This is a genomic window from Microbacterium sp. PMB16, from assembly GCF_051294855.1.
GTDB lineage: Bacteria > Actinomycetota > Actinomycetes > Actinomycetales > Microbacteriaceae > Microbacterium.
In genome coordinates this window covers 2071895-2084854 of the sequence record NZ_CP145908.1, presented here as the reverse complement: position 1 = coordinate 2084854, position 12960 = coordinate 2071895, and the positions used below count along the sequence as shown (strand labels likewise).

The 12960-nt window shown below is 68.5% G+C and carries 10 protein-coding genes; 3 read left to right on the top strand and 7 right to left on the bottom strand.

All coding sequences use genetic code 11. From position 1 onward, the window contains the following. A complete protein-coding gene (locus tag V5D55_RS09975; protein WP_435742467.1) occupies positions 1-2007 on the bottom strand; it encodes a hypothetical protein in 2007 nt (668 codons plus the stop codon). Beyond that, positions 2004-2747: a TnsA-like heteromeric transposase endonuclease subunit gene (locus V5D55_RS09970; RefSeq protein ID WP_435742465.1), complete on the bottom strand. Its 744-nt coding sequence runs from the start codon at positions 2745-2747 to the stop codon at positions 2004-2006. Before V5D55_RS09970 ends, V5D55_RS09975 begins: the two co-directional genes overlap by 4 nt. 386 nt (positions 2748-3133) lie before the next feature. On the opposite strand from V5D55_RS09970, the gene V5D55_RS09965 reads away from it, so the two are divergent. The 3 genes from V5D55_RS09965 (at position 3134) to hrpB (ending at position 8039) form a co-directional block, all read left to right on the top strand. Then, positions 3134-3562: a MarR family winged helix-turn-helix transcriptional regulator gene (locus V5D55_RS09965; protein ID WP_435742463.1), complete on the top strand. Its 429-nt coding sequence runs from the start codon at positions 3134-3136 to the stop codon at positions 3560-3562. 103 nt (positions 3563-3665) lie between these two features. Continuing rightward, a complete protein-coding gene (locus tag V5D55_RS09960) occupies positions 3666-5264 on the top strand; it encodes an SPFH domain-containing protein (protein ID WP_435742461.1) in 1599 nt (532 codons plus the stop codon). A 222-nt stretch (positions 5265-5486) separates the two neighbouring features. Continuing rightward, complete coding sequence (gene hrpB / locus V5D55_RS09955) at positions 5487-8039, top strand: ATP-dependent helicase HrpB (protein WP_435742457.1); 2553 nt, start codon at positions 5487-5489, stop codon at positions 8037-8039. Positions 8040-8152: 113 nt separating this feature from the next. Here the strand turns inward: hrpB and V5D55_RS09950 are convergent, their stop codons facing one another. From V5D55_RS09950 to V5D55_RS09930, 5 genes are all read right to left on the bottom strand, one after another. Further along, positions 8153-8887, bottom strand: a complete 735-nt coding sequence (locus tag V5D55_RS09950) for an ABC transporter permease (RefSeq protein WP_435742455.1) — start codon at positions 8885-8887, stop codon at positions 8153-8155. Further along, on the bottom strand, positions 8884-9666 hold the full coding sequence (locus V5D55_RS09945) for an ABC transporter ATP-binding protein (protein WP_435742452.1): 783 nt from the start codon (positions 9664-9666) through the stop codon (positions 8884-8886). Before V5D55_RS09945 ends, V5D55_RS09950 begins: the two co-directional genes overlap by 4 nt. A 179-nt stretch (positions 9667-9845) precedes the next feature. Beyond that, positions 9846-10442, bottom strand: coding sequence for a TetR family transcriptional regulator (locus tag V5D55_RS09940; RefSeq protein ID WP_435742450.1), 597 nt, complete (start codon positions 10440-10442; stop codon positions 9846-9848). 5 nt (positions 10443-10447) lie between these two features. Then, a complete protein-coding gene (locus V5D55_RS09935) occupies positions 10448-11224 on the bottom strand; it encodes an AAA family ATPase (RefSeq protein ID WP_435742448.1) in 777 nt (258 codons plus the stop codon). 183 nt (positions 11225-11407) lie between these two features. Continuing rightward, positions 11408-12913, bottom strand: coding sequence for an L-serine ammonia-lyase, iron-sulfur-dependent, subunit alpha (locus tag V5D55_RS09930; protein ID WP_435742446.1), 1506 nt, complete (start codon positions 12911-12913; stop codon positions 11408-11410). Positions 12914-12960: the final 47 nt, after the last annotated feature.

The window sequence follows — 12960 nt, the reverse complement described above, 5'->3', positions numbered from 1 at the left end:
TCAGTTCCCTTCCGCCTGGCGCGTGAGCCCGAAGGGAGGGGCCACCGGCCAGCTGGATGGAGCCTCTTCGGTCGAGTCGTCGCTTCTGATTGGCGCGATCTCTTGCTCCGGCCCCGTAGGTGTTGGAGAGAGCGTCGCCAGCTGGTTGGTGATCCCGAGAGGGTCCGTCATGTTCGACTTCGCACGCTTACGCTCGCGTGAGGTCAGGGACTTGTTACCGGCACTCATGAAGCGGCGGAGTACCTCGTTCAGGTCATCGTTCGTCGGTGCTTCCTCACCGCGCGCTTCGGCTTGTGCGCGTGCGATTCGCCAGATCTCATCGGCCATCGGCATATTCGAGTACGGGGATCGCCAGCTGAGGGGGATGAATTCGTCCTCGAGTTGGAGCCAGACGATCATGGGGTTGTAGGGATCGACGTGGATCGGCCATTGGCCTGCGTGCCGACGGTCGGGCGACCGCTTGTTGCGCAGGGTGCCCAGCGCTTCGGAGTCGTATCGTCGGAGGTCGAGGTTCACTCCGTAGTGATGGATTCCGCGCCATTTCTTTGGGAGCAGTGCGATGTAGTGATCGGCGGTGAGCGGGATCAGCAGCTCGGGGACGGCTTGTCGGTATGCGCTCACCATCTGATTCGGGCTGAGCTTGAATTTCGGGTGGCGTGGATCCCGGAGGGAGCCGTGCGGGCGGTTCTGCCAGATTGCAGCGATCCAGTCTTCGAGCAGCTCCTGCAGTTGTTCGAGCGTGAGCAGCCGATCGGTCGGGAACCTCTCGTCGCCGCGCATGTCGGCGCTTTCGCCGAGAAACGAGACCACGTACTGGGTGAAGCGGTTCTTGATCGTGCGGAACATGCGCTCGATCTTTGCCTTTTGGGTAGGCGTGTATGCCGCCGCGAGGTTCAGGGAGATCCCGAGTGTGCGACATGCATCGGTGAAGTGTCTCGACACATAAGAGGCTCCTCGATCGGTGGTGATCGTCTCGGGGAAGATGTACTGTTGCGCGTCGCGTGCGTCCTCGAAGCGCTGCGCAATGAGGTCGTCGTCTCCCACCCAGGCTTGGGCGATATTTCGACGGTTGGCGCGAACACCCTCGGGTCGGTAGGCGTATGGGACGAGTGCGCGGGCGAGCAGGACAACGAGATCGATGCTGCGCGTGCCGATCGTCACGATCGCGCCCGGAACGCTCCGAGAGCTTTCGTCGAGCAGGATCGTAAGGTCAGGACGCACCTGCTCCCCATCGCAATCGACGAGAATCTCCATCGGAGTGGTGTCGATCAGGACCTGTTCGCCGGGGCGCATCCCGGTCCGGTTGCCGAAGACGTGGCTGGGTTGGTTTGCTGTCGTTCTGCGTGTTCGTGCTGTTCCGAAAGTATGCCGTCCGGCTTCCAAGCGTTCCATGAGGCGATAGATCGTCGCCCTGCTCGGCACCTCGACCGCGCCTTTGCCGTACCGGGTTTCGAGATCCCTCTCCACGATCCAGATCAGACGGTCTGCCGTGCCGGTCGACGCTCGAGTCTGTCCATCCATCGCAGAGACGATCGCTTCGAGGAGTCGCGGATCCTGTGTTGACCGGGGCCGGTCCGCCATCCCGAACCGCCGTCGGTCGAGAAGTCCGGCGACTCCGAACTCGTCGAGAGCGGCGAGTTGCCGAGTCACCTTGATCGCGTTGTAGTCCGTTCCAAGTCGACGATTCACATTGTCGACGGCCACCTGGTAGGCGGGCGTCTTCTTCATCCCGCCTTCGAGAAGGTCCGCGAGTCTGTCGAGTTCTTCGAGCCACACGTCCACGACTTTGCGGTCGGCGGGCGGAAGCTCGTCAAGGATGCCCAAATCCAACACGTCGGTCGTCGACCGCACTGTTGCGGGCTCGCCGCGTTCAGCGAGATCGGCGTTCAGTACTTCAAGATCCTCGCCCATCTCTGGGTTGCGTAGCGTGGTGTAAGTCGCCCGGACAGCGACGACTTGCAGGTCTTCATCGTTCCATCTCACCAAGTCGCCAGGATGGACGATCATCGGTCTACCCCGAATCTGACCGCGGCGGACATGCTCAGCGGACGGCTGAGATCGCATCGAGCGACGTCAGACCAGATGAGGGCGTATGCCGCTCCAAGTGCACTGTTTGGCGGGTCACCCAGGAGCGCGACGAGGTCGATGAGTCGAATCGCTCCGGATTCCGGCAGGTCCCTGAGAGCCACGCCATCAAGCCACTGCGGGTCGCGGTAGCGCAGCAGAAACCTCAGGTTCTGTTGGGTCGCTCCCGGTAGATCATCGAACACGAGGTAGTCCCATCCCAGAGCCGCTGCCATTCTCCGGGTGAGCTCGAACTTTGCCGCGTCCTCCGGTTCGATTTCTGACCTCTCCCTGACGTCGACAAGCAGCGCGGTGCCGTCCTTGCGACGAACGAAGTAGTCGGGGGCATGGCGGCGCTTAGGGGTGCGCCAATGAATCCACATCGGTTGACTCGACACCACCTCAGCGCTCCGGGTTCGATCGAGACTCATCAAGAACGCCCGTTCCCAGAACGACTCAAACGGGACGTGCTGGCCCGTCGAGGCGAGCCAGAAGCGGCCTTCGACGTTCCGCTTGTGTGGGTAGTCCGGAAATTTCCGGACGGGGGCCGTCTCCTCGAAGGCGATCGACCCGGCGTCCGCCGGTGTCGTTTCCCGGGCGAACCCGTGAAGCGAGTATCGAATTGTGGCCGCCAGGGCGTTCGTTCCATCGATCGCCTGAAGCCAGTTGGTTGTCAGCGTCATTGCGGACTCCGTTCGGCCCCGGTGTCCGCGGAGGTTTTCCGCGGTGCGGGTCCTGACTTGACGGGAAAACTACTCCGCTGTCTGGCGCGGAACCGACACCACGCCGCCGAGCTACAACTCGGGTGAGAATCTACAACTCCAGTGAGACGATCTACAGGTAGGTGAGATTTCTACAGATCCGGTGAGACAGGACACTCGCACAGCATTCCAGAAGTTTCCGTGACCAAACCGTTGCATTCGTTACCTCGCCGTTATACAGTGATCACACGGTGAATGTTTGCTGTGGCACTCACCGCATGTGATTGCAGGACACTCTTGGTGCAAGGGACAAGGGCCGGTCGGGAGCCTCTCCGACCGGCCCTTTACTGTCCCGCTATTCTGTGAACATGACCGATCGCAAGCTCGCCCTGGAGGCCTGGGAGAGCCTGTTCCGCGCGCAGCACGAACTGTTCCACGAGATGGACGCCGACTTCGAGCACGGCGAACTCGCGCAGGCCGAATACGACGTCCTGCTCACCGTCACCCGCGCGCCCGGAATGACCGCCCGCCTGCGCGACGTCACCGCCAACATGCTCATCAGCCAGCCGAGCGTCTCGCGTCTCGTCGACCGCATGGTGACCCGCGGCCTCATCGCCAAGTGCCCCGATCCCGACGACGGCCGCGGAGCGCTGATCCGAGCGACGGATGCCGGAGCCCGCACGTTCCGCGCGCTCGCCACGGTCCACGGCCGCTCGATCGCCGAGCGCATGTCGCGCCTCGACGACGACGAGCTCCGCACCCTGCGCGACCTGGCCGAGAAGCTCCGCCGCGGGTAGTTCTTCCTGGAAGGAACGCAGCGACCCGCCGATCTGGCAGGGTGGACCGTGAGACGCGCAGCATCGCGCGTCCCACCCCTCGGGGGGAACCAGGGAGGTACCCATGGAGATCGCCGGAATCGTCGGCATCCTCGTCATCGTCGGCATAGCCGCCGCCATCCTCGTCGTCGTCCTGCTGATCCTGCTGCTGTTCGCACGCAGCTGGATCAAGGTCGCCCGCGCCGACGAGGCGCTCGTCATCTCGGGCCGCAAGCAGAAGGTGCAGCGCACGGTCATCGCCGCCGACGGCTCGCCCAGCTCCGAATCGGAGGACTCGCCCGTCACGGTCATCGTGAACGGCAAGTCGCTGGTCAACCCGATCACGCAGCGCCACGAGATCATCTCCCTGCGCTCACGCCAGGTCTCGCTGAACGCCGAGGCGCAGTCGCTCGACAGCGTCACGCTCAACGTCGACGGTGTCGCGATCGTCAAGATCGGCTCCGACCCCCTGCTCGTCCGACGGGCCGCCGAGCGTTTCGCCTCGCAGGACAAGGCCATCGAGCAGTTCACCACCGAGCAGCTCGAGGGTGCCCTCCGCGGCATCGTCGCCACGCTCTCGGTCGTCGAGCTGATGCGCGAGCGGAAGAAGTTCTCCGACCAGATCGCCGCCGACGTCTCGCAGGAGCTCGCCGAACAGGGCCTGATCCTCGACTCGTTCCAGATCAAGGGCATCACCGACAAGGTCGGCTACATCCAGTCTCTCGGTGCCCCCGAGATCCAGGCCAAGCGTCAGTCCGCGGAGATCTCGCAGACCAACGCCGACCGTGCGATCAACCAGAAGAACATCGCCAACCAGGAAGCCAACCTGATCGAGCAGACCGCGCTCGACACGAACACCGCGAACTCGAACGCCGGCATCGGTCGCGCGCGCGCCGAGGCGGAGCAGGCCGAGAACCTGGCCCGCGAGCAGGCACAGCAAGCCGTTCTGCAGCAGCAGGCCGAGAACCGGCAGGCTCAGCTCGACGCCGACGTGAAGCGCGTCGCCGACGCGCAGCGGTACGAGGCCGAGACCCGCGCCCAGGCCGAGCTCTACACGCGCGAGCGCGCCGCCGAAGCTGCGGCGATCGAGCAGGTCAAGCAGGCCGAGGCCCGCACCCGCATCGCGGAGCAGCAGGCAGAGGCCGACAAGGCCCGCGCCGCCGGTGAGGCCGCTGCAGCCGTCGCGAGCGCCACCGGTGAAGCCGACGCGCTGCGGTCGAAGGCCGAGGCCGAATCCGAGGCACGTCGACTGCAGGCATCCGCCGAAGCCGACGCGATCCGAGCCGTGGGTGATGCCCGCGCCGCCGCACTCGAGGCCGAAGCCAAGGCCATCGCCTCCAACCAGGACGCGTTCCTCTCGCAGCGCGTGCTCGAGGTGCTGCCGTCGATCATGGCCGAGTTCGCGAAGGGCTACTCGGCGATCGGCAACGTGTCGATCATCGGCAGCTCCGGCGAAGACGGTGCCTCGAGCGTCGTCGGCGCCGACAGCGCGAAGGCGCTGCGCTCGGTGTTCGACAGCGTCCACTCGGCCACGGGCCTCGACCTGGCCGGCATCATCCAGGCCCAGGCCGTCGGCCGCGGCTTCGGTGCGGGCGTCGCCGAGACCAGGACACCGGCTGCGAAGCGCGCTTCCGCGCCGACGACCCCGCCGCCGCCCGCCCCTCCGGCGCCGGCCGCCGAGTAGAACCCCCCAGTCACAGCGGATGCCGCGGCCGATTCGGCCGCGGCATCCGCTGTGTGCGGGCCGTGGCGCGTGAACAACTCAGCAAGAATTTCGGGAAACCGGTCGGAATCGGCCCGCGCGGCCCCGATCCGCCGCGTTCTTGCTGAATTGTGCACGGGGCGCCGGGGTGCCGCGGCCCACCGGGGCCCGCCGAGTCCCATCCCGACCGGGCAGACTGGGACGATGACGCCCGCCGCCTTCGACCTCGCCACGATCGGCGCTGGTCTGTCGTTCGCGGCCGCCGTCGATGAGCTCTCGACGACGCTCGACACGAGCACGTCGGCGGTGGTGAGCGCACCACCGGGCACCGGCAAGACCACGCTCGTACCGCCGTTGCTCGCGTCGCGTTCCACCGGCCGCGTGATCGTCACCCAGCCGCGCCGCGTCGCCGCCCGGGCAGCCGCACGGCGGCTCGCGCAACTCGACGGGTCGCCGCTCGGCACCCGCGTCGGGTTCACCGTCCGCGGCGAGCGCGCGGTCGGACGGGACACTCGCGTCGAGTTCGTCACGGCAGGGGTGCTGCTGCGCCGACTGCTGGATGACCCGGGCCTCGCAGGCGTGGACGCTGTGATCATCGACGAAGTGCACGAGCGCGCGCTGGAGACCGACCTCCTGATCGGGCTGCTGTCGGAGGTGCGCGAACTGCGCGACGACCTCGTGCTCATCGCGATGTCGGCGACGCTCGATGCCACGCGCATCGCCGCCGTGCTCGGCACGGACGACCAGCCTGCCCCGGTCGTCGACCACGAGGTCCCCGCCTTCCCGCTCACCGAGCGCTGGGCGCCGAGCCCCGCGCCCCGCCTCGACGAGCGCGGAGTCACCTGGGCGTTCCTGGATCATGTCGCGCGCACCACGGCATCCGCCGCCCTGGAGTTCCACCGTGACGACCCTGCCGCCGATGTGCTGGTCTTCGCGCCGGGCGCGCGCGAGGTGTCCGAGATCGCACGCCGCATCCGCGATGCGACGAGCGCGTTCGACGTGCGGGAGCTGCACGGTCGGATGCCCGCCGCCGAGCAGGATGCCGTGATCCGCGGCCGTCGCGACGGAGAGCAGGCCCGCATCATCGTCACGACCTCGCTCGCAGAATCCTCGCTCACGGTGCCGGGCGTGCGGCTGGTGGTGGACACCTGCCTGGCCCGCGCTCCGCAGCGCGACACGGCACGCGGGATGACGGGGCTCGTGACCACCGCGGCATCCCGCTCATCGTGCGTGCAGCGCGCCGGCCGCGCCACCCGCCAGGGCCCGGGAACCGTCGTCCGTTGCGTCGATGAGCGCACCTACGCCACGGCCCCCGCGCGCCCGACTCCCGAGGTCGCCTCGAGCGACCTCGCGGATGCCGCCCTGCTGCTCGCCTGCTGGGGCGCGCCGGGCGGGGCCGGTCTGCGGCTGATCGATCCGCTTCCCGCCGACAGCCTGGCTGATGCCATCTCCGTGCTGCACGGCCTGGGCGCGATCGACGACGAGGGTCGCGTCACGGACGAGGGCCGCGCGCTGGCTCACATCCCGACCGATCCGCGGCTCGCCCGCGCGCTTCGCGACGGCAGCCCGGTGGTCGGTGCTCGACTCGCCGCCGAGGTCGTCGCGCTGCTGGGCGGCGACGTGCGCACCGCCGACTCCGACGTCGCGCAGACGCTCATCGCCCTCCGCAGTGGGCGGACGCCGGAGGCACGGCGGTGGCGCAGCGATGCGGATCGCCTCGAGCGCATGACGACGCCGGCGCCGGGTGTGCGCGCAGATCTCGACAGCGTCGGGCTCGTGATCGCGCTGGCGTTCCCCGAGCGGGTGGCCCGGCGTGTAGAGCGAACCGCCGCCGGGGCGACGTTCCTGCTGGCGTCGGGAACCCGCGCGGGGGTGAGCGGTCCGCTCGCGGCGGTCGAGTGGCTCGCGATCGCCGATGTCGCGCGGGCGTCAGGTCGCGCGGCCGCCGGCTCCGGGGCGATCGTCCGCTCGGCGGCAGTGCTCACCGAGGTGCAGATGGGACAGGCGGCGAGCCACCTGATCACCGACCGCGTCGAGGCGGAGTTCGTCGGAGGTCGGATCCAGGCACGTCGCGAGCGGCGCGTGGGAGCGATCCTGCGTTCCTCGGCGCCGGTGCGTGCGTCGGTGGAAGACGGGCGGGATGCCGTGCGACGGGCGCTCCAGCGCGACGGGCTGGGCATGTTCGCGTGGTCAGGTTCGGCCGCGGAGCTGCGGAGCCGTCTGGCGCTGCTGCACCGCGAGCTCGGATCGCCGTGGCCGGACGTGTCGGATGCCGGGCTCCTCGCCGGCCTCGACGCCTGGCTCGCGCCGGAACTCGATGCGCTGGCAGGTGGAACCCCTGCGGCACGACTGGATCTGACGTCCGCGCTGCGCCGACTGCTGCCCTGGCCTGCGGCGGCGCGCCTCGACGAGCTCGCGCCGGAACGGCTCGAAGTGCCGAGCGGATCCCGCATCCGCATTGCGTACCCGCCTCCCGACGATCCGGACGCCCGGCCGGTCGTCGCCGTGAAGCTGCAGGAATGCTTCGGATGGGCCGCGACGCCCCGGCTCGTCGATGGTCGTGTGCCCGTGCTCTTCCACCTGCTGTCCCCGGCCGGGCGGCCGCTGGCCGTCACCGATGACCTCACGTCGTTCTGGTCCGGTCCCTACGCCCAGGTGCGCGCCGAGATGCGGGGCCGCTACCCGAAGCATCCGTGGCCGGAAGATCCGTGGGCCGCCGCTCCGACCCGGCACACGAAGGGCCGCGCCGCCCGCTGAGACCGGCAGCTGGCGTGCACAACTCCTCCAATTCTGCTCCGACGCCCCGAAAAAGTGACCGCCCAGCCGGGTTCGGGCGCGTTCTTGCTGAATTGTGCACGCCCGGCCGGGGGTCACGGCGTGCGACGCCGCAGCGTCAGCGAGGCGAGCACCAGCGCCCCGACCGCGAACGCCACCACGATGAGGAGCGGACCGAACACCTCCCCGCCTTCCTCGCCCGCCGTGACCGCGTTGATCGTGTCGATCGCGTGACTCAGCGGCAGCCAGTCCGAGATCGCGTGCAGCACGTCGGGCATCTGGTCGCGCGGCATGAACAGTCCACCGAGGATGATCTGCGGGAACACCAGCAGCGGCATGAACTGCACCGCCTGGAACTCGGTCTGTGCGAACGCGCTCGCCAGCAGTCCGAGCGCGGTACCGAGCAGGGCGTCGACGACCGCGACGAGGCCCAACTGCCAGAGCTGCCCGTCGACGTCGAGCCCGCACACGCCGACCGCGAACGAGACGGTGATGACCGCCTGCAGGAGAGCCATCAAACCGAACGCGAGCGCGTACCCGAGGATGAAGTCGGCCTTGTCCAGCGGCGTCGTCATGAGGCGCTCGAGCGTTCCGGACTTGCGTTCACGGAGCGTCGTGATCGATGTGACCAGGAACATCACCACGAACGGGAACAGCGCGAGGATCGCGCCTCCGATCCGGTCGAAGACGCCGTCCTGATCGCTGAACAGCCAGGCGAAGAGCCCGACGAGCAGGCTCGGGGCGATGAGCATCAGCGCGATGGACCGCGGATCGTGCCGTAACTGCCCGAGCACACGTCCGGCCGTGGCGAGCATCCGCCGGCCGTTCACTCCCCCACCTCCCGGTGGTGGTCGCGGGCTTCGCGGCGCGATCGGCGCGTGTTCTCGTTCGTGTCGCGATCGCGCTGGATCAGCGCCAGGAACGCGGCGTCCGGGTCGGCCGTGGCGGTGTCCTCGAGGAGAGCGGTCGGGGTGGTGTCGGCGATGATCCGGCCCTCGCGCATCAGCAGCAGCCGATCGCAGCGCAGTGCTTCGTCCATCACATGACTCGACACGATCAGGGTCACGCCGCGGTCGGACAGGCCACGGAACAGCTCCCAGAGCTCCGCGCGCAGCAGCGGGTCGAGGCCGACGGTCGGCTCATCGAGCACCACGAGCTCCGGCGATCCGATGAGGGCGATGGCCAGCGAGACCCTGCTCTCCTGGCCGCCGCTCAACGAGTCGACCAGCTGTCCGCTCTGAGCGCGCAGACCGACCTCATCGATCACCCGGTCGACGTCGGATCGTGGCGCTTTCAGCAGCGACGCGAAGTACGCGAGGTTCTGGCGCACGCTGAGGTCTCCGTACACCGATGCGCCCTGCGTGCCGTAGGCGACGCGATGCCGCAGCCGACGGGATCCCCGCGGCTCGCCGAGAACAGTCACGTCGCCGGATGCGATCTTCTGCACCCCGACGATGGAGCGCATCAGTGTGGTCTTGCCGCATCCGGACGGGCCGAGCAGGCCGGTGATCTGACCCCGCGGGATCGTGAAGTCGATCCCGTCGAAGACGTGCGTGCGCCCACGCCGCACATGCAACTGTGCGATCTCGACGGCCACGTTATTCATCATGTGATGAATTATGCGCTTCGGGTCGGATCTCGTCAACGGGATGCCGGCGTGCGTGCACACCTGCGGACCACGGCTCACGCCACGCCGGTACGAGCACCCCTGTACCGGCGCGTCGAGCGGCTGCTCCGAAGTTGTGCACGCGGATGCGGGGACGGAAGGCGGATGCCGGGACGGCAGGCTCAGTCGAAGAGGTAGCGCTGCACCGTCGGGCCGATGCGGCCGACGAGCTCATCGACGGATGCCGCGGCGATGGGCGCGATCTTGAGCACGTACCGGGTCAGCAGCAGCCCGGCGATCTGCGAGGCGACGAGCGTCGCGCGGAGTTCGGCATCCTGTACTCCGAGCGCCTTCGCGACTCGGCCGATCAGCTCCCGTGAGAGGAAGCCGGCGAGCAGCGGCGTCGTGAGGCGGCTGCCGATCGCGGTGCGGATGAGCATGACGCCTCGACGACGGATGTCCGGCTGCTCGAAGGCTTCGAGCACGTAACGGACGAGGCGCTCGCCGACCTCTCCGCGAGGTCCGGCAATGATGCCGGGCACGTCGATGTCAGGGCGCAGCGGTATGCCGACCGCTTCGGCGAACAGATCGGCCTTGGTGCCGAAGTAGTGGTGCACGAGCGCTGAGTCGACACCCGCACGCACGGCGATGGAGCGGATCGTCGCCCCGTCGTATCCCTGCTCACCGAACTCGTCGACCGCCGCCGCGATGATGCGATCGCGCGAGTCGGAGCCACCCCGTGGGCGCCCGCGCCGGCGCGGCGCCTTCTCGTCGGTCATGCCCGTCAGCCTACGACCTCACCGTCATCGAGCAGGTGCCGCAGGTAGCGCTCCGGGCGGTCGAGGAACGAGCGCCAGTGGTTCACGATCTCGAGATCGTCCCACTCGGCGGGGCGAACGCCCCAGTCGCCGACCTCGAGGATGCGGGCGCCGGGAAGTGCAGCGAGCACGGGCGAATGCGTCGCGCACAGCACCTGACCGCCGTCGTCGGCGATGCGGCGGAGCACGGCGATGAGTGCGAGCGTGGAGTTGAACGAGAGTGCGGCCTCCGGTTCATCGAGGCAGTAGAAGCCCGGATCGTCGAACCGGCTCTCCAACAGCGCGAGGAACGACTCGCCGTGGCTCATCTCGTGGAAGGGGACATCGGGCCCGCTCGTCGAAGGATTCTCCTCGAGGTAGGTGTAGAAGGAGTGCATCGTCTCGGCGCGCAGGAAGAATCCCCAGCGGTTGGCGCCGACCCCGCGCTGCAGGCGGAGCCAGTCCGACAGCGGCGACTCGGTCGGCCGGGTGCGGTGGCGAGCCTGACGGGAGCCGCCCTCCGGCGAGAGTCCGTACGCGATCGCGATGCCCTCGACGAGCGTGGACTTGCCGCTGCCGTTCTCGCCCACCAGGAACGTCACCCCCGGGTCGAGTCCGAGCCCTTCCCGCATCACCTGAGCGACGGCCGGGATGTTCGTGGGCCATTCGGCATCGGGGGGCGGGGCATCGTCGGACGGCCGCACCGACACCACCGGCTGCTGCCTCCGTGTGCGCGAGGACGGCAGCCAGAAATCACCCGACATGCTGACTCCCCTCGGCATCCGCCCCTCCGGCCATCCGATCCTCCAGCCGTCCCGTCATCCAGGGAGACTAACCGCGACTCCCGACAAAGGCGAGCCGCCCTCTTGTGTGCGAGCCGCCCCCTTGAGGACGGACACAGAGGGGCGGCTCGTACACAACGGGGCGGGTCGACAAGAGGGGACCGCTCAGCACTCGATGACGTTGACCGCGAGGCCGCCCTCGCTGGTCTCCTTGTACTTCGTCGACATGTCCGCGCCGGTCTGCCGCATGGTCTCTACCACGGCGTCCAGCGACACGTAGTGGCTGCCGTCGCCGCGCAGCGCGAGGCGCGCGGCGGTGACGGCGGTGGACGCGGCGATCGCGTTGCGCTCGATGCACGGGATCTGCACGAGCCCGCCGATCGGGTCGCAGGTGAGCCCCAAGTGGTGCTCCATCGCGATCTCGGCAGCGTTCTCGATCTGTCGGTTCGTGCCGCCCATCACCGCGGTGAGACCTCCCGCGGCCATAGCGCAGGCTGATCCGACCTCCGCCTGGCATCCGCCCTCCGCCCCCGAGATGGAGGCATTCGCCTTGAACAGCGATCCGAGAGCGGTCGCGGTCAGCAGGAAACGGCGGATGCCGCGGCGGCGGTTCGCCTCCGCGAGGAGGTGTTCGTCGCGACTCAGCTCTTCGGCGGGACGCCCGATCGCCGCAGGTCCGGACTCGAACCCGAGCAGCGCGCTGCCGACGAGCTCGCCGTAGGGCGTGACGGCGTTGCCTGCCCCGAGGCCGGAGTCGGCGAGGAATCGCCACCAGTACATGGCGACGGCGGGAAGGATGCCGGCTGCGCCGTTGGTGGGAGCGGTGACCACTCGTCCGCCGGCCGCGTTCTCCTCGTTGACGGCCAGGGCGAAGGCGCCGAGCCATTCCCCGGGAAGCTCGCGGTGTCCGTCTGCCTCGGCTTCCTCCAGCTGGCCGCGGATCGCCCCGGCCCGACGCTTGACCTTCAGCATGCCGGGGAGCACGCCGTCGGAGTGGAGACCCGCATCGACGCAGTCGGACATGGCGTCCCAGATCGCGTCGAGTCCTGCCGCGACGTCTTCTTCACTGCGCAGCGAGGATTCGTTGAGCCGGGCGATCTCCGCGATGGAGAGCCCGTTCTCGTCGCAGAGGGCGAGCAGCGACGCGGCATCCGCATACGCGTAGGGGAACCCGCCCGTCGAGATCTGCGCCTCTTCGCCGTCACGACGGATGAATCCGCCGCCGATCGAGTAGTAGGTCTGCTCCGCCACGATGGCGCCGTCGGCGTCCCACGCGGTGATGGTCATGGCGTTGGGGTGTCCGGGAAGTCGCGTGCGCGGCGCGAAGACGATGTCTTCTTTCGTGAAGGCGACATCGTGATGCCCGTCGAGCCGGAGCGGCTCCCCGGGCGGGTAGGTGGTCCAGGCCGAGCGGACCTCGGCCGGATCACAGGTCTCGGGAGAGAGGCCGCGGAGCCCGGCGACGACAGCGTCCGGCGTGCCGTGGCCGATGCCGGTCGCTCCGAGGGACCCGTACAGCGTGCTGCCGACCCGGGCGACGCGGGCGAGCACGCCTGCGGCGCTGAGCCGCTGCGAGAAGTCGAGCGCCGCGCGCATCGGCCCGACCGTATGGGAGCTCGAAGGCCCCACTCCGATGGAGAAGAGGTCGAAGGCCGAGACGTACGCTGTCACATCACCAGGCTACGCGTCATTCCCGCACTTCGGTTCACCGGCATTAA